At 65.4% G+C, this 20,323-nt stretch carries 20 protein-coding genes; 5 read left to right on the forward strand and 15 right to left on the reverse strand.

Going from position 1 to position 20,323, the window contains the following annotated elements:
* Position 1 precedes the first annotated feature (1 nt).
* The 9 genes from ACW18B_RS00905 to ACW18B_RS00945 are packed head-to-tail and all read right to left on the reverse strand — an operon-like array spanning position 2 to position 8,318.
* The gene (locus ACW18B_RS00905) at positions 2–565 is read right to left on the reverse strand and encodes a chemotaxis protein CheD (protein ID WP_492048980.1); all 564 of its coding nucleotides are present in this window, start codon (positions 563–565) and stop codon (positions 2–4) included.
* Positions 562–951, reverse strand: a complete 390-nt coding sequence (locus ACW18B_RS00910; protein WP_010918325.1) for a response regulator — start codon at positions 949–951, stop codon at positions 562–564. Before ACW18B_RS00910 ends, ACW18B_RS00905 begins: the two co-directional genes overlap by 4 nt.
* Positions 952–955: 4 nt before the next feature.
* Positions 956–1,984 (reverse strand): protein-glutamate methylesterase/protein-glutamine glutaminase, encoded by a 1,029-nt coding sequence (locus tag ACW18B_RS00915; RefSeq protein ID WP_492048981.1) that lies wholly within the window; start codon positions 1,982–1,984, stop codon positions 956–958.
* Positions 1,984–2,862, reverse strand: a complete 879-nt coding sequence (locus tag ACW18B_RS00920) for a CheR family methyltransferase (protein ID WP_492048982.1) — start codon at positions 2,860–2,862, stop codon at positions 1,984–1,986. Before ACW18B_RS00920 ends, ACW18B_RS00915 begins: the two co-directional genes overlap by 1 nt.
* Positions 2,862–3,329 carry a chemotaxis protein CheW gene (locus tag ACW18B_RS00925; RefSeq protein WP_492048983.1) on the reverse strand — a complete coding sequence of 156 codons (468 nt, stop codon included), beginning with the start codon at positions 3,327–3,329 and terminating at the stop codon, positions 2,862–2,864. Before ACW18B_RS00925 ends, ACW18B_RS00920 begins: the two co-directional genes overlap by 1 nt.
* Before the next feature lie 3 nt (positions 3,330–3,332).
* Positions 3,333–5,615: a chemotaxis protein CheA gene (locus ACW18B_RS00930; protein WP_492048984.1), complete on the reverse strand. Its 2,283-nt coding sequence runs from the start codon at positions 5,613–5,615 to the stop codon at positions 3,333–3,335.
* 44 nt (positions 5,616–5,659) lie between these two features.
* Positions 5,660–6,025: a response regulator gene (locus ACW18B_RS00935; RefSeq protein ID WP_012284373.1), complete on the reverse strand. Its 366-nt coding sequence runs from the start codon at positions 6,023–6,025 to the stop codon at positions 5,660–5,662.
* Positions 6,022–6,306, reverse strand: coding sequence for an STAS domain-containing protein (locus ACW18B_RS00940; protein WP_492048985.1), 285 nt, complete (start codon positions 6,304–6,306; stop codon positions 6,022–6,024). Before ACW18B_RS00940 ends, ACW18B_RS00935 begins: the two co-directional genes overlap by 4 nt.
* Positions 6,306–8,318 (reverse strand): methyl-accepting chemotaxis protein, encoded by a 2,013-nt coding sequence (locus tag ACW18B_RS00945; protein WP_492048986.1) that lies wholly within the window; start codon positions 8,316–8,318, stop codon positions 6,306–6,308. The genes ACW18B_RS00940 and ACW18B_RS00945 overlap by 1 nt, the downstream gene beginning before the upstream one ends.
* A gap of 295 nt (positions 8,319–8,613) precedes the next feature.
* On the opposite strand from ACW18B_RS00945, the gene ACW18B_RS00950 reads away from it, so the two are divergent.
* Complete coding sequence (locus ACW18B_RS00950; RefSeq protein WP_492051825.1) at positions 8,614–8,925, forward strand: energy transducer TonB; 312 nt, start codon at positions 8,614–8,616, stop codon at positions 8,923–8,925.
* Between the two features lie 250 nt (positions 8,926–9,175).
* Here the strand turns inward: ACW18B_RS00950 and ACW18B_RS00955 are convergent, their stop codons facing one another.
* From ACW18B_RS00955 to ACW18B_RS00975, 5 genes are all read right to left on the reverse strand, one after another.
* Complete coding sequence (locus tag ACW18B_RS00955; protein ID WP_492048987.1) at positions 9,176–10,780, reverse strand: methyl-accepting chemotaxis protein; 1,605 nt, start codon at positions 10,778–10,780, stop codon at positions 9,176–9,178.
* Between the two features lie 134 nt (positions 10,781–10,914).
* Positions 10,915–12,063 carry an acyl-CoA dehydrogenase family protein gene (locus ACW18B_RS00960; RefSeq protein WP_492048988.1) on the reverse strand — a complete coding sequence of 383 codons (1,149 nt, stop codon included), beginning with the start codon at positions 12,061–12,063 and terminating at the stop codon, positions 10,915–10,917.
* Between the two features lie 106 nt (positions 12,064–12,169).
* The gene (locus ACW18B_RS00965; RefSeq protein ID WP_492051827.1) at positions 12,170–13,546 is read right to left on the reverse strand and encodes an amino acid permease; all 1,377 of its coding nucleotides are present in this window, start codon (positions 13,544–13,546) and stop codon (positions 12,170–12,172) included.
* 190 nt (positions 13,547–13,736) lie between these two features.
* A complete protein-coding gene (locus tag ACW18B_RS00970) occupies positions 13,737–14,756 on the reverse strand; it encodes a putative sulfate exporter family transporter (protein ID WP_492048989.1) in 1,020 nt (339 codons plus the stop codon).
* Positions 14,753–15,004 (reverse strand): DUF6356 family protein, encoded by a 252-nt coding sequence (locus tag ACW18B_RS00975; RefSeq protein ID WP_492048990.1) that lies wholly within the window; start codon positions 15,002–15,004, stop codon positions 14,753–14,755. The genes ACW18B_RS00970 and ACW18B_RS00975 overlap by 4 nt, the downstream gene beginning before the upstream one ends.
* A 122-nt stretch (positions 15,005–15,126) precedes the next feature.
* Here ACW18B_RS00975 and ACW18B_RS00980 point away from each other — a divergent pair, with 122 nt between their 5' ends.
* A complete protein-coding gene (locus tag ACW18B_RS00980; protein ID WP_492048991.1) occupies positions 15,127–15,594 on the forward strand; it encodes an Lrp/AsnC family transcriptional regulator in 468 nt (155 codons plus the stop codon).
* A 51-nt stretch (positions 15,595–15,645) separates the two neighbouring features.
* Positions 15,646–16,755 (forward strand): pyridoxal phosphate-dependent aminotransferase, encoded by a 1,110-nt coding sequence (locus tag ACW18B_RS00985; RefSeq protein WP_492048992.1) that lies wholly within the window; start codon positions 15,646–15,648, stop codon positions 16,753–16,755.
* Here ACW18B_RS00985 and ACW18B_RS00990 read toward each other — a convergent pair.
* Positions 16,752–17,381, reverse strand: a complete 630-nt coding sequence (locus tag ACW18B_RS00990; RefSeq protein WP_492048993.1) for a TetR/AcrR family transcriptional regulator — start codon at positions 17,379–17,381, stop codon at positions 16,752–16,754. The two genes, ACW18B_RS00985 and ACW18B_RS00990, sit on opposite strands and share 4 nt — an antisense overlap.
* 292 nt (positions 17,382–17,673) lie before the next feature.
* Between ACW18B_RS00990 and ACW18B_RS00995 the strand changes: the two genes are divergently transcribed.
* A complete protein-coding gene (locus ACW18B_RS00995) occupies positions 17,674–18,498 on the forward strand; it encodes a UDP-2,3-diacylglucosamine diphosphatase (protein ID WP_492048994.1) in 825 nt (274 codons plus the stop codon).
* Positions 18,498–19,589, forward strand: coding sequence for a glycosyltransferase family 4 protein (locus ACW18B_RS01000; RefSeq protein WP_492048995.1), 1,092 nt, complete (start codon positions 18,498–18,500; stop codon positions 19,587–19,589). The genes ACW18B_RS00995 and ACW18B_RS01000 overlap by 1 nt, the downstream gene beginning before the upstream one ends.
* Positions 19,590–20,323: the final 734 nt, after the last annotated feature.

Below are 20,323 nucleotides of genomic sequence, written 5' to 3' on the forward strand. Positions count from 1 at the left end.
ATCAGAACAGCTCCAGATCGCCGCCAGACGATGCCGGCATGGGGGCAGGCGTGGGACGACGGACATCTTGCGGCGCATTGTCGACCGCCACGAGACGTTGACGGACGCGTCCCGAGGCCGGCCAGAATTCGACCCGGCGAGCCGAAACACCGCCGGTGCTGGACGAGACGATCGGAATGCCTTCGTCGCGCAGGAAGCGTTCAGCGAAACTGGCGTTGCTGGCGCCGACGTCAGACAGACCCTCGAACAGCTTGCCGCCACCGAAGATCTTGGCTTCCATTCGCTCGCGCCGCGCACCGCGCTGCAGAAGGCCGTTGATCAGCAATTCCATCGCATAGGCGCCGTAGCGAACGGCGTCGCCGTCTTTGCGGCCATCGCCGGAGTCCGGAAGCAGGAAGTGGTTCATGCCCCCGACACCGGCTTGCGGATCGCGGATACAGGCGGCGATGCACGAGCCCAGGACCGTGGTCATCACCACGTTGGGATCAGACGACACATGGCTTTCACCCTGTGTGACATGCACCTTGACCGCGCGTTCTAGGTCCTCGTGGGGTTCCATGGTCATGTGAGCTGTCCAAAGACCTGTTCGATCTTCTCCTTCAAACCCTGAACAGTGAAGGGTTTGACGCAGTAGTTGTTGACCCCGAACTGCACAGCGCGCTGGACAAGTTCACGGTCGGCGCGCCCGGTCAGCATGACGAAGGCCGTCTGGCGGATCGGCGGATGCGAGCGCACCGCGCGAAGCAAAGCCAGGCCGTCCATCTTCGGCATGTTGAAGTCCGAGATCACCAGATTGGCCGGCTTGGCCAACAGGTTCTTGAGCGCTTCCTCGCCGTCGGGAGCCTCGCGGATGTCCTTGAAACCGATCTGCTGCAACGCATTGCGGATCAGAGCCCGCATGGTCAGCTGGTCATCGACGACGAGAACGGAAATGGTGCTTGCTTGTGGCATGGGTTCATCGCCTCGCGGAGGCCAGATCGAGGATGGACTGCCCCATGGAGGACAGGGAAACCTGTTTCTCCACGGCGCCGGTTTCAAAGGCCGCGCGGGGCATGCCGTAAACGACACAGCTCTGCTCGTCCTGTCCGAGGGTTTTAGCGCCGGCCTGGCGCATCGCCAGAAGGCCCTGAGCGCCGTCACGGCCCATGCCGGTCAGAATCACGCCGACCGCCTTGCCGCCGACCGCCTGAGCGACTGAATTGAACAGCACGTCCACCGAAGGGCGGTGACCGCTGACGGGATCACCCGCCACCAGACGACAGCGCAGTCCGCCGGAGCGCACCACCTCCAGGTGGGTCGCGCCGCCCGGGGCAATATAGATCTTGCCCGGCTCCAGCGCGGCGCCGTCGCTGGCTTCCTGCACCTTGGCGCCGCTGGCTCGGTCGAGCCGCGCCGCGAAGCTGGCCGTAAAGGTCGCCGGCATATGCTGCGTGATCACCGTCGGCGGACAGGTGTCGGGGAACATCGTCAAAATCGCCAGCAGCGCTTCGACGCCGCCGGTCGAGGATCCGATGGCCACAATGTCGCCCGACGGCATATAGCCGGCCTTGCGCGTCGTCGCCGGAGCATTGTCCGCCTGGGTCCGCACCGAGGCGCGGGCGGCGATCTTCACCTTGACCACGATCTCGGCCAGGGCGTCCTGGGTGCCCAGGGCGTCTCCGGGCTTGGCGACGCAATCCACCGCGCCCAGTTCGAGAGCGCGCAGCGTCATTTCCGCGCCGGCCTGGGTCAGGGTCGAAACCATGACCACGGGCATCGGCCGCAGGCGCATGATCTTCTCGAGAAACTCGATGCCGTTCATGTTCGGCATTTCGATGTCGAGGGTAACGACGTCGGGATTGAGGGTCTTGATCATGCCCCGGGCTTCGAAGGGATCGCCGGCGGCGCCGACAACCTCGATGTCCGGATCTCGATTGAGAGCAGCCGTGATCAGGCTGCGCATGGTGGCCGAGTCGTCAACGACGAGAACGCGAATCTTGGCCATCAGCGACCTCCCACTTTGCGATAGGCGGTTAGGCCAGCGCTTTCAAACGCCGTCACCGACGCCCCTACCCGTTCTGAGTGACCAACATAGAGTTTGCCGCCAGGCGCAACGAGCGGCGCGAAACGGTTCCACACGCGCTCTTGAGTGGGCTCGTCGAAATAGATCACGACGTTGCGGCAGAAGATGGCGTCAAACGGTCCCTTCATCGGCCAGCTGGGGCCATTGAGGTTCAGTTCGCGGAACGCCACCAGGCTGCGGGCGGATTCACAGACCCGGAAATTGCGCCGATCGACGGGATCACGCTCGAAATACTGATTGCGAGGGCCCGGGGGGATGCCTTCCAGCAGGCTCTCGTCATAGACAGCGGCCCGGCCGGTCGCGAGCACGTTGGTGTCGATGTCCGTGCCCAGGATCCGGATGTCCAGGTCGGCGGCGTTCGGCCATACCGACAGGACCGTGAAGGCCATCGAATAGGGTTCCTGGCCGGACGAACTGGCCGCCGACCATAGACGCAGGCGCCCGCCGGCGCGCACCTTGTCCGCGACCGGCTCCAGGATATTGGCGCGCAGATCGTCGAAATGATGCGGTTCGCGGAAGAAGCGCGTCACGTTCGTCGTCAGCGCCCGGAGCATTTCCTGCTGCTCGTCAACGCTGCTTTCGAGCGCGACAAAGGCGCAGTAGTCGTTGAAGGACTTCAGGCCCAGCGTGCGCAGGCGCTTGGCCAGACGCGAATAGACCAGGGTCGCCTTGCTCTCGGGCAGGCTGATCCCCGCCTGAGCGTAGAGCAGCGCCGCGATCCTCTTGAAGTCCTGATTGGTGAACGCGAACTCGCCATCGACGATGGCTTCGCTTCGATCCAGGGATGAGGTTGTGGTCATCAGGCTGCCAGAGCCTCGCGTTCGGGGAGGAGACGGTCGAGCGAGATTTCGCTGATCATACGGCCTTCGATGGAAATGATGCCGCGAACAAAGCTGCGAACGGCGTCGCAGGCCACGTCCGGGGTCGGTTGAACAAGATCATCGGTAATCGAAAGAATGTCAGACACAGCGTCGACCAACAGGCCGACCGTGCGGTCGCCTGCCTGGACGACGATGAAGACGCTGCGGACGGTCGGCTCGACCATCGGCATGCCGATGCGCGAAGCCAGGTCCATAATGGGCAATACCGCGCCGCGCAGATTGATCACGCCACGCATATAGCTCGGCGATTGGGGCAGCGAGGTCGCCGGGCTCCAGCCCCGGATCTCTCGCACAGCCATGATGTTGACGCAGTATTCCTGGTCGCCCACCCGGAAGGAGATTAACTCCCGGCGTTCCCCATGCGTCACGGCGATTTCGTCTGTCATGACTTACTCCGCGGCTATGAGGGTGGGTTCGGTGGGACGAGGCGTGTCCCGGCGGCGCAGATTGATCACAGCGTCGACGTCCAGGATCAGGGCCACGCGGCCATCGCCCAGGATCGTCGCAGCGGCGACGCCTTCGACCTGTTGGTAGTTCTGCTCGAGCGACTTGATCACAACCTGACGCTGGCCGTGGATGGCGTCGGCGACCAGCGCGGCGCGCGAACCGTCCTCGCCCTCGACCAGCAGCACCACACCATCGGTGGGCGGCGGCGAGTGGTCACGATAGCCGAGGGTCACCCCGACATCGATCAACGGCACGAAGCTGTCGCGGACCGCGAGCACCGAACCGACCGGACCCAGGGGCCGCACTTCCTCGGCCTTGGGACGCAGGCTTTCGACGATCGCCGCCAAAGGCACGACGAGGGTCTCACCGGCCACATCGACCACCATGCCGTCCAGAACGGCCAGGGTCAGGGGCAGACTAAGCGTGAAGGTCGAGCCGTGGCCAGGGCGCGACGTGATCGAAATCCGACCACCCAGGGCCTGCACCGAGCGCTTGACCACGTCCATGCCGACGCCGCGACCCGAAACATCCGAGATCTTTTCGGCGGTCGAGAAGCCCGGCAGGAAGATCAGGTTGTCGATCTCTTCGTCGGTCAGCTGCAGGTCCGGAGCGATCAGGCCCTTGTTGACCGCAATCGCGAACACCCGTTCGCGATTGATGCCCTTGCCGTCGTCCTGGACCTCGATGACGATCCGCCCGCTGCGGTGCAGGGCCGCCAGACGCACGACGCCTTCGGGATTCTTGCCCGCCGCCGTACGCTCCTCGGGGCTTTCGAGCCCGTGGTCGATGGCGTTGCGCAGCATGTGGGTGATGGGATCGGCCAGACGCTCGATGACCGTCTTGTCGACCTCGGTGTTTTCACCATCCATCACCAGACGGGCCTGCTTGCCCGTCATGTTGGCGACTTCGCGAACCAGACGCGGCATGCGCTGGAACACCGACTTCACCGGCTGGGCGCGGATGGCCATCACGCTGTCCTGGATCTGGCGCGTGAGCTGCTCCAGCTCGTCCAGGCCCATGGCCAGGCTGGACGACGGCGCGATGCCGTACTCGCCGACCCGTTGGGCCAGCATCGCCTGGTTGATCACCAGCTCGCCGACGAGGTCGATCAGGCTGTCGATACGCTCAGGGTCGACCCGGATCACCGACTGTCCCGGACCCGGAATATCAGCCTGGGCGGCCTTGGCCGGAGCGGCGGTCTTGGCCGGCGCGGCGGCGGCGGCGGCGGCCTTGGCCGGCGCGGGCGCGGGTGTCGGCTCGGCCTCTGCGACGGGCGCCGCCGCAACGGGCGGAGGTGCGATTTCAGCGACGGGCGGAGCGGCGACCTCGGGCTCAACCGGTTCGGCGGCGGGTTCGATGCTGCTCAGCAGATTGGCGAGGGCGGCCTCGACAGGCGCCTCTCCGCGGACGATCTCCAGATCGCAATCGCCATCAACAAATTCGAAGACCTCGCGGATGGCGTCCTCGCCATCTTCCGTCTCAACGCGGACGCTCCAGGTGACATAGGCGGCCTCAGCGTCGAGGAATTCCAGCTTCGGCAGGGCGCTGTCGTCCATGGTCGCGACGATCGGACCCAGAAGGTTCAGCTCGCGCAGCAGAAGACCGGTCTCGTTGGCCTTGCGGTAGAGGTCCGACTTCGGACGGATCGACACGGTCCAGACATCGTCCGGGATCAGCTCGGCATCGGCAGCCTGGGCATCGACCGTGATGGTCATCGGCTGGAAGTCAAAGCCGAGGTCGTCCTCATCCAGGTCATCGGAAACAGGCGCCGGCGCCGGCGCGGCTTCGCCGCTTTCGACAGACGCTGCGGGGGACGAGACCTCCGCCGCGCTGATCGGGGCGCCTTCGGTCCAGGCCTTCAGTTCAGCAGCCATGGCCGCCGAAGCGTCCATGTCGACATCACCCAGACCGCGGGCCGCACCGACGTGGTCGGCAAGAACGTCGGACGCGCGCAACATGACGGCGGCCAGTTCAATGGTTCCCGGAACCTCATTGGACCGCACCGCGTCCAGCAGGGTTTCAAAGACGTGGGCGAATCGAACCAGCGGCTCTAGCCCAAATGCGCCAGCGCCGCCCTTGATCGAATGCACGGCCCGGAAGACGGCATTGACGGTTTCAATGTCGCCGACGCCCTCCTGCATGGCCAGGAGCCCGCCTTCGAGGTCGGCGAGCAGTTCCTCGCATTCCTGAAAGAAGGTGACCTTAATGGCCTCTAGCTCGTCCATTCCCGTAGTTCCTTAGAATTCCAGACGTCGAGTTTCTTTGAGGATCAGGCCGCAACGCGGCGGATAGCCTCGACCAATTTCTCGGGATTGAACGGCTTCACGATCCAACCCGTCGCGCCGGCTTCGCGAGCCCGCTGCTTCTTGCTGGGATCGCTTTCCGTCGTCAGCACCAAGATCGGGATCGCCCGATAGTCGTCATCGACGCGGACCGCCTCGATGAAACCAAAGCCATCGAGCTTTGGCATGTTGATGTCGGTGATGATGACGTCGGGACGGTGAGCGGAGAGGACCTCCAGCCCATGTTCGCCGTCGACTGCCTCGACCACATTGAAACCGGCTCCCGACAGAGCCATGCGCAGCATGTCCCTCATCGTGCGGGAATCATCGACCGTGAGGACCGTACGCGTCACGATTTCGCTCCATGAATATCTGTCGAGAGCAGCGCCCCATCGGCGCCGAAAAGACGTGTGGTTTCTAGGAAGGCCTCCGAAGGCCCCGTGATGGAAAAGGGTTTGTCGTCATCGGCCCAGGCCTTGCGGGCCGCGAGCAGAACCTGAAGGCACAGACCGCCCAGACGGCGGACCTGTCCGGCCTCGACCTCGACAGCATCGCCCCGCCGTTCCATGAACGCCGCCTTCAGCGGCCCGGCGGCCTTGAGATCAAGGGTTTCTGGCAAGGATAGCGTGGCCATCAAAATTCTTCCCATGCATCGGATGACGGAGCTGCGGCGGTCGCCGCTCCGCCGCGGCTCGGCCTCGCGAACGCCCCGAGACGGGCCCGCTGTTCGGCGACCGGATTGCGAGCCGGCTCATGCTGAGCAGGATCTGCAGCGGTCGGACGGCTGTGATTGGCTTGGGCCTCACCCACTCGGAAGCGGGCCATCAGACGGGCCAGCTCGGTGGTTTCACCCTTCAGAGAGTGGGTCGCGGCGGTCGATTGCTCGACCATCGCGGCGTTCTGCTGCGTGACCTGATCCATCTGGTTCACGGCCGTATTGACTTCGTTCAGCCCCGTAGCCTGCTCCGCGGCGGACGCCGCGATCTCGGTCACCAAGGCGTCGATTTCGCCAACCTTGACCACGATGCGTTGCAGCGCTTCGCCGGTTTGGCCCACCAGGCTCACGCCCTGGCTGACCTGCTGGGTCGACGACGAAATCAGGGTCTTGATCTCCTTGGCGGCCTCAGCCGAGCGCTGGGCCAGCGCGCGAACTTCTTGAGCAACCACGGCGAAACCGCGTCCAGCATCGCCAGCTCGGGCAGCCTCGACCCCAGCGTTCAGGGCCAAAAGGTTGGTCTGGAAGGCGATCTCGTCGATCACGCCGATAATCTGGCTGATCTGCTTGGACGAGTTTTCGATTTCTCCCATGGCCGATACTGCCTGATGCACAACCTCACCAGAATGCGTCGCTTCGCCACGGGTGGTGGAGACAACATCCGAAGCCTGGCGGGCGCCGCCGGCGGTGCGGCGCACCGTAGCGGTCAATTCGTCCAGCGCGGCGGCGGTCTCTTCCAGACTGGCCGCTTGCTGCTCCGTACGGCGGGACAGATCGTCCGACGCGTGAGCAATCTCGTCAGCGCCGGTGCGCAGGCTGTCGGTGGAGGCGGCGATGACCTTCATCGTCTCCTGCAACGCGTTCATGGCGCCGTTGAAGTCGTCCTTCAGCTTGCCATACTCGCCCGGGAACTCGACGCTGACCCGGAAGGTCAGATCGCCCGAGGCCAGCTTTTCCAGGCCCTCGGCGAGACTGGCCACGACCAGAGCGCCTTCACGCGCGGCGGCGGCGGCGGCCTCCTCCTTGGAGCGACGCTCTTCGGCGGTCATGGCCGCGGTCTTTTCCTGTTCCGCTCGCATCTGCTCGAGGTGCAGTTGGTTGTCGCGGAAGATCTTCAAGGACCGGACGATCGCGCCGAGCTCGTCCAGGCGCGTCATCTTCTCAAGATCAATGCTGTTGTCGCCCTTCGACAGGCGCTCGGTCGCGCCGGCAATGTCGGCGATCGACTTGCGGACATTCATCACCGTGAGGAAGGCCAGAGCCCCGACGGCGCCCAGGGTGATCAGCGACATCATGATGGTGGCGCTCATGGCTGCGGTGGCCTCGGCCTTGCGCTTGTCCGCCGTCGCTATAGCGCGGGCTGCCGCGTCATCGACGACCTTCTGCAGCTGAGCGGCCATCTTGACGTACTGGTCTTCGAAGCTGCCGGCGAAACTCATCGCCATGCCCGTGTCGACATCGACCATCCCGCTGACCGTATCGACGGCGCTGCGGCATTCGGCCAAGGCCTTGACCAGAGACTCGATCTTGGGACGCTCGGAGGCGGGAAGCTTGGCCGAGAGGCTCTTCATATCCTTGCCCAGCGTGTCGAACTCGGCGAGCAGTTCAGTAAGGCGCGGCCCGGCCGACGGGGCCATGGGATCAGCCTTCGAAGCGAGGATCTGATAAAGTGTGCCGTGCGCGTTGGTGATGCGGCGAGACAGCGACTGGATTTCGCTGTTGATCCGCATGTCCTGTTCAACGACTTGCCGCAGCGCTGCAGACTGGCTGCGTTGCACGACGATGGCGCCGCCGGCCATCAAGGCCAGCATCAGCAGCGCGAAAGCCGGCGCGAAGCCGATCTTGATGATCAATGGTAGGTCGACAAGCCGAAAGCGCTTCATCTCAAGGTCCCCTCTAGGTAGCGCGCCGTGCCCACGGAACGCCATCAAGCCAGGGTGATCATCAGGGTATATTCCTAACAGACTCTGACTTTGGTTAAGAGAAACTGGATAGGAAGGCCCCGAAACGTCTTAATAGGGACGATTGGTCGCATCCCTAGTGTAGAAAGGCATGCTTTTACCTGCCGTCGACCTGGGCGCATTTCGAATTAAGTAAGGTTACCATAAAGTAAATTTCAATATTCCCGCCTGACTCAGAATATATTAACTGGAGTAGGTGAGATTATGCATGCGTCCGGTTGGCGCATCGTCCACAGGACGTGAATTTACTTTTTGGAGCAGCGGGATGAAATATCCGATCGCTATTGCCGCGGGAATCGCAGGCAGCTTTTTTGTCGCTCAGGCCGCTTCGGCCGCTGGTGGCTTTGAAGATCAAATGAGCCGTTGTCTGCAGCAGTTCGCCAATACGCGCGACGCCGCTCAGGTGATGCTGGAATGCACCGCCGACGCCGGCAAGCTTTCCGAGTGCAAGGTCGTCGACAACAGCGCGGCCGGCAAGGGTTTCGACAAGGCCGCCATGTGCATCGCTGAAAAGCTGCCCATGGGCGCCAAGACCGGCACCGTGAAGGTTCCGTTCCGCTTCCCGGGCGGCGCGTAAGCTCCTACGCCTCTTTTCGAGGGCCCAAACGCCCCCGCTGGTCAAGACCGAAGCGCTCCTCAAGGAACGCTTCGTGTCTGGCCGGCGGGGGCGTTTTGCGTTGGACCGCGACCTCATAGCTGCGTTCCGTCGCACAACAATTCCAGATCAGAGGTCTGAGGCCTTCGTCGCGCAAAGGTCGGTTCGCGCCTGAACGGACGATAGGCCAGGCTGCGTCGCCGCCAGACCAATCTGGCGGCGACGGCGGGCCTTAGAACTCTTCCCACGTCTCCTTGACCGCCACCGCGGCGCCCCCTCGCGCTACGGGGCGGGCTGTCGCGCCAGGACGGCTGGGCGGCGATGGCGCGGCGCGAGCCGGCGCCGGTGCGGGCGCCGACGCTCGAGCCGGCGCAGACGCGCCGGCCTTTGCAACGCGGAAGGCCGAGATCAGATTGACCAATTCCGCCGTCTGGTCTTTCAGCGAATGGGTCGCCGCCGTCGTCTGTTCGACCATGGCGGCGTTCTGCTGGGTGACCTGATCCATCTGGTTGACGGCCGTATTGACCTGATGAAGCCCTGTGGCCTGTTCCTGGGCCGAGGCCGAAATCTCGACGATGAGCTGGTCGATTTCCGCGACCTTGGCGACAATGCCACGCAGCGCGTCGCCGGTTTGCCCCACGAGATTGACGCCTGCGCCAACCTGTTGGGTCGAGGTGGAGATCAGGGTCTTGATCTGCTTGGCGGCGTCGGCCGAGCGCTGCGCCAGGGCACGGACTTCCTGGGCGACAACGGCGAAGCCGCGGCCCGCATCACCCGCCCGGGCGGCTTCAACGCCGGCGTTCAGGGCCAGCAGGTTGGTCTGGAACGCGATCTCGTCAATCACGCCGATGATGTTGCCGATCTCGCGTGAAGACGTCTCGATCTCGCCCATCGCCGCGACGGCCTGATCCACGACAGCGCCCGAGCGTTCAGCCTCCGTCTTCGCGCCCGCCACGACTTCAGAGGCCTGCTTGGCGCCCGCCGCCGAGCGACGGACGGTCGAGGTGATCTCGTCCAGGGCGGCGGCGGTCTGTTCCAGACTGGCCGCCTGCTGCTCGGTGCGACGCGAAAGGTCATCGGCGGCGATGCCGATCTCGTCTGTCCCCGCACGAATATTGCCCGTGACGCCGGTGATGCGGGACATGGCCTGTTCCAGCGTGCCGACCGCGGTATTGAAATCGTCTTTCAGCTTCCGGAATTCGGGCTTCACGTCGGCGTCCAGGCGACTGACCAGATCCCCCTTGGCCAGGTTGTCCAGCGCCTCGGCCAGGGCCTGGACGAGCTGGGTCTGACATTGCTCGGTTTCGACGCGGGCAGCTTCAAGACGCTGACGTTCGACCTCGATGGTTTCCAGATAGACGGAAATGGCGAAGTCCATGTCGAGCATGACCGCCTTCATCAGAGCACTGACCGCTTCGCCGGCCTGACCCGCGTCGCCCTTGGCCATGAACCCCTTGGGCCACAGCGACTCGACCGTGGCGCGCAGCAGTTTATCCATGACAATGGCGTAGCCGCCAATGTACCAGCGCGGCTCCAGACCGATGCGGGCGTGGACCTGACCAATGGTTCGGACAGCATTGGCGTAGGTGTCATCGAACTCGCCCTGGGCAATGACATCCCAGTGCGCCGCCTGGCGGCTGCTGGCGGCCTCCATGTGCCGTTCGTCCTTGAAGAACGAACGGGTTTCGGGGGTTTCCTTGACCTTGCCGTAGAAGGCGTCCAGGGCGGGGCCGATCTCCTTTTGGATCAGCGGCCGCAAATCACGCAAGGCGTTCCGCGCTCGATCATCCAGTCCCATGAACTCTACGCGATCGCTTTGTCCTTGATCCTGGTTCATTTTTGAAGGTCCTGTCCGCTCAAAATTTAGCGGATTAACCCTCTTCCGACGTGCTTAATGCAGCCTTAAATATTACCGCGTTATCCGCGACATCTCGCCACGCTCGCGAATAGGCCGCACCTCCCCGCCGATGGCTAGCCACCCTGTTTCAGGGTCTCGCGAGCGATGACGACCTGCTGGATCTGGCTGGTGCCCTCATAAATGCGGAAGATCCGCACGTCGCGATACAGACGCTCGATGCCGTAGTCGGCGACATAGCCGGCCCCGCCGAAGATCTGGACCGCCCGGTCCGCGACCCGTCCCACCATCTCCGAGGCGAACAGCTTGCTCGCGGCGGCCTCCAGCGTCACGCCCTGCCCCGCATCGCGCTTGCGGGCGGTTTCCATGACCAGCGCCCGGGCGGCCAGGGCCTCGGTCTTGCTGTCGGCCAGCATGGCCTGGATCATCTGGAAGTTGGCGATGGCCTGACCAAACTGCTTGCGCTCGCCGGCATAGGCCACGCAGTCCTTGATCAGGCGCTCGGCCACCCCCACGCAGACGGCGGCGATATGCAGCCGGCCGCGGTCCAGCACCTGCATTGCCACCTTGAAGCCCTCGCCCTCCTCGCCCAGCCGGTTCCAGGCCGGCACCCGGACATTGTCGAAGGTGACGTCGTGGATGTGGGCGCCCTGCTGGCCCATCTTCTTCTCGGGCTTGCCGACCGACAGGCCCGGCAAGCCGCTGGGAACCAGGAAGGCCGAAACCCCCGACCCGCCCTTGGAGTCGGGATTGGTCCGCGCCATCACCGTAAAGAGCGAGGCCTTGCCTGCATTGGTGATGTAGCGCTTGGCGCCGTTCAGCACGTAGTCATCGCCGTCGCGCGTCGCCCGGGTCTGCACGGCGCCGCTGTCGGAACCGGCTTCGGGCTCGGTGAGGGCGAAGCTGGTGATGATCTCGCCAGAAGCGATACCGGGCAGCCACTTGGCCTTCTGGGCGTCCGTGCCGAACATAACCAGTCCCTGGCTGCCAATGCCGACATTGGTGCCGAACACCGAACGGAAGGCCGGCGAGGCGCGGCCCAGCTCAACCGCGACCAGGCACTCCTCTTCCATGTTCAGGCCCAGGCCGCCGAACGCCTCGGGGATCGACAGACCAAACAGGCCCAGGCTTTTCATCTCCTCGACGACGTCAGCCGGGACCGCGTCATCTTCGGCCACCTTGGCCTCGATCGGCCGCAGGCGTTCGGCCACGAAGCGGGCCACCATGTCGATCAGTTGGTCGCGGGTTTCGAGATCCAGGGCCATGGCGTTCCTTCTAGCGTCAAACACTTGTTTTGACGCGGACTGTAGCCGCCAAGCTCAGGAATGGAAGGGCCGGCGCGTCACACGCCGGCCCTAAATCGCCTTGCCGCTACGTCCGCTCGGCCTGGGCCAGGACGCTGTTGCGCAGGCCAAACAGCAGATAGACCGCCGCACCGATCAGGTGGGCGTACAGGAAGTAGATCTGGGTCTTGGTCGGCAGGCTGTAGAACAGATAGAGGCAGCCCAAAATCGCGCCCGTGGCGACCACCGGCCAGATCGGCGTCGAGAACACGCGCAGCCGGCTTGGGTCCTTGATCCGCAGGATGATCACCGACAGGCCAACCGAGATGAACGCCGCCAGGGTGCCGGCATTGGCCAGCTCGGCGATGTCCTTCAGAGACAGCCAGCCCGAGATCAGGGCCGACAGGGCGCCGGTCAACAGGGTCATCAGCACCGGCGTTCCGGTCCTGGCATTGACCCTGGCCAGGGTCTTGGGCAGCAGGCCGTCGCGGGCCATCACGAAGAAGATCCGGCTCTGGCCGTACATGAAGGCCAGGATCACGGTCGGCAGGGCGACCACGGCGGCCAGGGCCACCAGTTGGGCGGTGCGCGGGTGCTTGAGGCTTTCCAGGATGAAGACCAGCGGCGCTTCGCTCTTGGAGAACACCTCGGTGCGCGTGGCCCCGATCGAGACCCCGGCCACCACCATGTAGATCGCCGTGCAGATCACCATCGAGCCGACGATGCCGATGGTCAGGTCGCGTTTGGGGTTCTTGGTTTCTTCGGCTGCGGTCGACACCGCGTCGAAGCCGTAGAAGGCAAAGAAGATCAGACTGGCCGCGGCCATCACGCCCACCTTGACGCCCTCGGCGTTCACCGTGGCGAAGCCATTGGGCATGAACGGCGTGAAGTGGCTGGCGTTGAACGACGGCAGGCAAAGCACCACGAAGATCAGCAGGGCGATGATCTTGACGGCCACCAGCGCCATGTTGACGGTCGCGCTCTCCTTGGTGCCCAGGGCCAGCAGGCCGGCGACGGCGAAGGAGATGATCACGGCGGGCAGATTGACGAGGCCGCCGGCATGGGGCCCCGCCAGCAGGATCTCCGGCGTGCCGATCATCCGGAACAGACCCGCCGCGTGGGCCGACCAGCCGACAGCGACGGCCGCGCAGACCAGGGTGTATTCAAGGATCAGGCTCCAGCCGACGAACCAGGCCACCGGCTCGCCCATGGCCACATAGCTGTAGGTATAGGCGCTGCCCGAGGCCGGGATCATGGTCGAGAGCTCGGCGTAGCACAGCGCTGCGCAGGCGCAGACCGCGCCGGCGATCAGGAACGACAGGATGACCCCCGGCCCCGCCAGTCCCGCGCCGATGCCGGTGAGGGTGTAGATGCCGGTGCCGACGATCGCCCCCACGCCCAGGGCGACCAGATGCGGCCAGCTCAGGGTCTTCTTCAACTGATGGCCGTCGTGGCCCGCCGCCATGGCGTCGATCGACTTGCGACGCGTCCAGAAACTCAAGGTCATCTCCTCCCGACTCTCGGAGCGCGACCATGGGCTGGGACCTCGCTCGCGCCAAGGGGGCTCACGCAGACAGCGAAGGAATTTGCCCCAGCTCGCGCGTTCCTGAGCGAACTCTGACCGCGACACCCTCCCCGTCGCGACGGAAATCGCCTTAGAAGAACCACCGCGTCAGGCCATAGGCCAACAGCGCCACCGCCAGGGTGGACAGCGCCAGGGTCGCCGCCAGCTTCGGCTTGACCTGCAGCAAGGCCGCCGGCCCCAGCTTGGCCGAAATCGCCCCGACTCCGGCCAGCAGCAGGAAGCTTGAGACGGTCGCCAGGGTCGTGACCAGGATTGGCGACAGGAGCCCGAACCCGCGCAGCGCCGCCAGCACAGCGAAGCCGAGCACGAAGGCTGGCGGGGCCTTCAGACCGGGCATGGCGCCCCCGCCAATCGGCGTTCGGTTCAGCAGCAGGCCGATCAGCACCACCGCCGGACCCAGCCAGACGATGCGCGCCAGCTTGGCCAGGGCCGCCGCCCCCGCCGCCTCGGACGAGACCGACGAACCAGCGCCCGCCACCTGGGCCACGTCGTGGATCGACAGGCCAAAGAACACGCCGGATTGATGGGCCGAAAAGCCCAGGGCGTGGGCGATCGGCGGATAGGCCAGCATGGCCAGGGTCGACAGCAGATTGACCCCGATGATCACCAGGGCCGTCGTGCGCTGGTTGGCCGGACTGGCGGGCGCCGCCTGCGAGGCCGCCAGGGCGGCCGAGGCGCCGCAGATGGAACAGGCCGCCGCCGCGATCAGGGCCTCGGCCAGAGGCAGGCCCAGGGCCATGCCGACGGCCGCGCCCACCGTCAGACCGCCCAGCACCACCGCGCCGCTGGCCAGAACGGCCGGTCCGCCCAGCAAGGCAAATTCGCTCCAGGTGATCTGGGCCCCCATCAGGGCCACGCCGAGGCGAAGGCCGGGCTTGGCCCAGACATCAAGGCCCGCGTTCAGCGTCGCGCCGAGACCTAGAGCGCCAAGGCCCATGCCCAGAACCACCGCCAGTAGAGGGGCCGGAGCGTGCAGCAGGTGCGCCAGGGGCCTGGCCAGCAGAGCGATCGCCAGACCCGCAGCCAGGCCTGGCCAGAGCTTGGCGAGGTCAAGCCGGACCGCGCCCAGACGCGCGACGGCGGCGTTCATCCTGCGACGGGCTCGACATCGACGGCGATCGCGGACGTCTCGGCCAGGGCGCAGCGCCGGCTGAGGCGCGCATGCAGACGGCGAACCGTGTCGCTGCCTGTACGCTCGAAGGCGAAGGGCAACAGGGCGTGAACCAGACAGGCCAGACCCGCGCCGATCAGGGTCAGGCCAAAGCCGAAGGCCACGCCCAGGTGCTGGCCATAGGTCTCGCCCACGGTTTGCGGATGGCGTGTGAATGACTTGAGCATGCTGTTCCCCGACTCACGTTCAGGCCTCCCAGCATGGCGGGACTTGGAAGAATGGCATTATTGAATGCCCTGCTATTTTGCCGATATGGAGAACCTCATTCTCGATATCGGCGAAATTGAAGATGATTGATCTCGACCACATCGACCGCAGACTTCTGGCGATCCTGCAGGAGGACGCCACGGTCCCGATCGCCGATCTGGCCGAGCGGGTTGGCCTGACCCAGACGCCCTGCTGGAAACGGGTGAAGCGATTGCAGGACGCCGGCGTGATCACCGCCCGGGTGGCCCTGCTGGACCGCGACGCGCTGGACCTGTCCCTGACCGTCTTCGTGGCGGTGAAGACCGGCCGCCATGACGAGGCCTGGCTCAACAGCTTCGCGGCCGGGGCCCGCGCCCTGCCCGAGGTGGTCGAATTCTACCGGATGAGCGGCGAGGTCGACTATCTGCTCAAGGTCGTGGTGCGCGACATCGCCGCCTATGACCGCTTCTACAAGCGCCTGATCGCCACCGCTCCGCTCACCGACGTCAGCTCCAGCTTCGCGATGGAGCAGATCAAGTTCACCACCGCCCTGCCGATCCAGACGTCTTGATCCTGTCACCAACGCCGCTCACCTTGCCGGCCCGATAGCGGAGAACGGATCATGGATACGACACGGCGCGGCTTGTTGATCGGCGGTGCGGCCCTTGCGCCGGGCCTGGCGCCGGCTCTGGCCCTCGCGGAGACCTCCGTCGATCCGACCCCGCCGCCGGCCATCCGCGCCCATCTGGGCGTCACCGAAAACCCCTTCGGTCCCAGCCCTGCCGCCCGCAAGGCCGCCGCCAAGGCGCTGGAGGAGACGCCCTATTACGCCTGGTCTCTGGAAGCGCCCCTGGTTGAGGTGATCGCCAGGCGCGATCAGGTCCGGCCCGAGCAGGTGGGCCTGTGCAACGGCTCGCTGGAAGCCCTGTCGCTGCTGTCGACCGCCTTCGCCAAACAGGGGCCGGTCGTTTCGGCCCAGCCCAGCTACGCCACGCCCCTGCTCTATGCCCAGCGCCAGGGCGCCGTTCTGGAGTGGGTTCCGGTCGGCGTCGACAGCCAGATCGACCTCGACACCCTGGCCGCCCGGGCCAGGGCCGTCGGGGCCGGGGCGGTCTATGTCTGCAATCCCAACAATCCGACCGGCCTGTTGCTGGACCCCGACGCCCTGCGCGCCTTCTGCCTCGAGATGTCGAAGACCTGCCCGGTGATCGTCGACGAGGCCTATATCGAGATCAGCCCCGATCCCGAGCGCCATTCGATGATGGATCTGGCCCGCGCCGGCCATGACGTGATCGTCGCCCGCACCTTCTCCAAGGTCTATGGCATGGCCGGGCTGCGGGTGGGTTTCATCGTCGGCCGACCCAACCGGGTGAAGCAACTGAAGAGCCTGATCCCGACCCACAAGGGCCGCCCCGGCCTGGCGGCGGCGACGGTCTGCTATGGCGACCCCGCCTATCTGGCCGGGGCCAAGGCCTACCTGGAGGGCTGCCGCGCCAGGATCTATGCGATCTGCAAGGCCAATGGACTGACCTATCTGCCCTCGTACGGGACCTATGTGTTCGTCGACAGCGGCAAGCCCAACCTGGCCTTTCAGAAGACCCTGGCCGCGATGGGGGTCGAGGTGCGGGTGTTCGACAGTCCCGCCCATCCGACCTGGATCCGGGTGGGCACGGCCTCGCCGGCGGAGCTGGACTATTTCGCCCAGGTGCTGCCGAAGGCGCTGAAGGCCTAATCCGGCCACAGGTCCTGGATGCCGCCCTTGCGGTTGAGCATGTGGGTGGCGCGCTTGATCACCGCCAGCAGGCGTTCCTTCCGCCCGTCCCTGTCATAGGTCAGGGTCGAGCGGGCCAGGCCTTCCAGCATGAAGCGGGCGAGGTCGCGGCTGGCCTGGAAGCGCGGACCGGCCCCGGCGTGCAGGATCTTCAGGAAGTGGTCGCCGGCCTGGGCGCGGTCGAACTCGGCCTGGGCCGGGGCCAGCAGGGCCTGGATGGCTGGGTCGGTGCGGCCGGCCGCCTCCAGTTCGGCGAAAGCCATGAACGGCACGCTCTGCAACAGGTCCCAATAGCTGTCGATGGCGTGCTCGGTGACGTCGCCGCCGGGCGGCAAGGCGTCGGCGGCCGCGCGGAACAGGGTCGAGCGCTCGGCCTGGACATGGGCCACGGCGGCCTCGACCAGGGCTTCGCGGGTCGGGAAGTGATACAGCATCGCGCCGCGGGTCAGGCCCGCCGCGTCGGCGATCACCGGATTGGTGGCGGCGTGGTAGCCGATCTGCGCGATCAGCCGCATGGCGCAATCGAGAATGCGCGCCCGGGTCTTCAAGGATTTCGGGGTGTCTTTGGCGAGGCGGGCGGCGTCCATGGCCCTGATCTAGTGCGAGCGATGCTGCATCGCAACAGTCCTGGTGGCCCTGAGCGATTCCGCCGCTCGGCCATGCCGAGACGGGCCGCGCCGCGCGCGCCGCCGGCCTGGCGGCGGATGAAATGCCCGTTTTTGCGGCAATGCGGGGAGAGGCCCTCTCGCCCGCGCAAAGCGCCGGGCCCGGGTTTCATGAAAGCGACACGCAATCAGCTTAATCGCGGGGGCCACTCGCCGTGGTCGCGACCAATCCGGGGGCGGATCGATCAGACGGCGAGAACAAGGGGTCCCAGCAATGAGCGCCGACGCCAATATCCGTCACTATCGCAGCATCTTCATCAGCGACCTGCATCTGGGCACGCGCGGCTGTCAGGCCGAACTGCTGCTGGATTTCATCCGCCATATCGAATGTGAGCGCCTGTATCTGGTTGGCGACATCATCGACGGCTGGAAGCTGCGCAGCGGCTGGCACTGGCCCCAGGCCCACAACGACGTCGTGCAGAAGATCCTGCGCCTGGCCCGCAAGGGCACCGAGGTGATCTACGTCCCGGGCAATCATGACGACCGCATTCGCGACTTCTGCGGCACGCATTTCGGCGGTGTCGTGGTGGCCCGCGACGTCATTCACGAGGCGGCCGACGGCAAGCGCTATCTGGTCGTGCATGGCGACGAATTCGACGGCGTGGTGCAGCACGCCAAGTGGCTCGCCTTCCTCGGGGATTGGTCCTATAGAACCATCCTGATGCTGAACACCTTGCTCAACCGCGCTCGGCGGCGCATGGGGTTCGGCTACTGGAGTTTGTCGGCCTATCTGAAGGTCAAGGTGAAGAACGCATTGCATTTCATCGAGAACTTCGAGGCTGCGGTGGCGGACGAAGCCCGCCGCCGGGGGGTCGACGGCGTGATCTGCGGACACATCCACAAGGCCGAAATGCGCGACATCGACGGAATCACCTATGTCAACGACGGCGACTGGGTGGAAAGCTGCACGGCGCTGGTCGAGCATGCCGACGGTCATCTCGAAATCCTCGAATGGGCCAAGCTGCGCTCGTGGTCGGTGATCGACCGCAAGACCGCCGCGGCCCGTGAAGAGCCCTTGCCGGAGCCTGCCGCCGCCTGATGCGGATCCTTCTCGCCACAGACGCCTGGGAACCTCAAGTGAACGGCGTGGTTCGCACCCTGACCCGGGTGGTCGAAGAACTGCGCGCCATGGGCCACGAGGTTGACGTCGTCAGCCCCGACCAGTTCCCCACCTTTCCGCTGCCGACCTATCCGGAGATCAAGCTGGCGATCGGCGCCTATGAGCCCGTTCAGGACCGCTTCAAGTCGTTCGAACCGGAAGCGATCCACATCGCCACCGAGGGTCCGATCGGCCTGGCCGCGCGCCGCATCTGCCTGGAGTGGAAGCTGCCGTTCACGACCAGCTATCACACCAAGTTCCCGGAATATGTCTCGGCCCGCCTGCCTTTGCCCCTGGCCGCCGGCTACACCTATATGCGCTGGTTCCACAAGCCGTCGGGCCGCCTGATGGTGGCCACGCCGACCATGCGCGACGAGCTGGCCAAGCACGGTTTCCGCAACCTCTCGCCCTGGTCGCGCGGCGTCGACACCGACATCTTCAAGCCCCGCCAACCGGGCGAACCCGACCTGTTCGAAGGCCTGCCCCGGCCGATCTTCCTCAATGTCGGCCGCGTGGCCGTCGAGAAGAACATCGAGGCCTTCGCCTGCCTGGACCTGCCCGGCACCAAGGTGGTGATCGGCGATGGTCCCCAGCGCGAAGAGCTGGCCGAGAAATATCCCGAGGTGAAATTCCTGGGCGCCAAGTTCGGCGACGAACTGGGCCGCTATTTCGGCTGCGCCGACGTGTTCTGCTTCCCGTCCCTGACCGACACCTTCGGCCTGGTGATCCTGGAGGCCATGGCCGCCGGCGTGCCCGTGGCCGCCTTCTCGGCTCCCGGCCCGATCGACATCATCCCCGGCTCCAACGCCGGGGCCCTGGCCCCCGGCCAGGTCGACGGCCTCAAGGAGGCCTGCCTGGCCTGTCTGGACCTGGACAGGACCGTGGTGCGCAAGTTCGCCGAGGGCTTCTCGTGGCGGTCCTGCGCCGAGGAATTCTACCGCAACCTGCAGCCCTATCCCGAGCCGGAAAAGACCCGCTTCTGGCGTCGGCTGCGTCGGCTGGCGCGGCTGCGCGGGCGGACGGCGGCTTAGCGGCCGACGCCGCAACGCCCCCTCTTCAATCGCCACCAGAACCCAACCAGGTTCGCCTTCCTGGGCCTCGTGGCCAGGACCCAGCATTCCGCCGGCTTTGAGCGAGATCGAGAAGCGCTGAGACAGCTGCCCCCTGGGTCCTCGCCACAAGGGCGAGGAAGGCGGGGTCTGTGGGTGAGTGAAAGGGGGACACGGCTTCGCAACCTCGCGCGGAAGCCGCCGAGTGGGTGGGAAGGGTCGCGGAGCGTCCGGGCCTCGCCCGGATGTGAGTGTTTTTAAGTACCGTTTCGACGAAGACGAACGCTCCGCGTGATCGTTATCCCTCTGGCCGGGGCGCGCGGGTCTTGTTCAACCCTTCACCCCCATCCGGGTTTGTCCTGCCTCGCGACGGACCCAGCCCTGGAGCTGCAGACCACATCGATTCCGGAGGACCCGGAGCGAACCTTCGGACGGGCGGGGGCTTTGGCCTTCCCCCGATAGGCGGATTTACGTCCCCCGCCTTCCTTTAAGCCTAGCCCGGTCCCGCTCACGCGACTCCGGTGGCCCCGCTCGATCACCCCTGACAGCCGTCTCTGGTCGCCGGCCGGACGCCCTTCCCGTGCTGTCAGGTGAGATTGATTATGCGGGCGGTTTCAGCGCCGGGGACAGGCGCGATCGCTTTATTTTTAATGCTATGATTATATTGATTTTTTCGCGGATTTGGACGGGGATAAACTTCGCCCAATCCCCATACT

The sequence above is a fragment of the Caulobacter sp. FV2ps19 genome, from assembly GCF_058681035.1.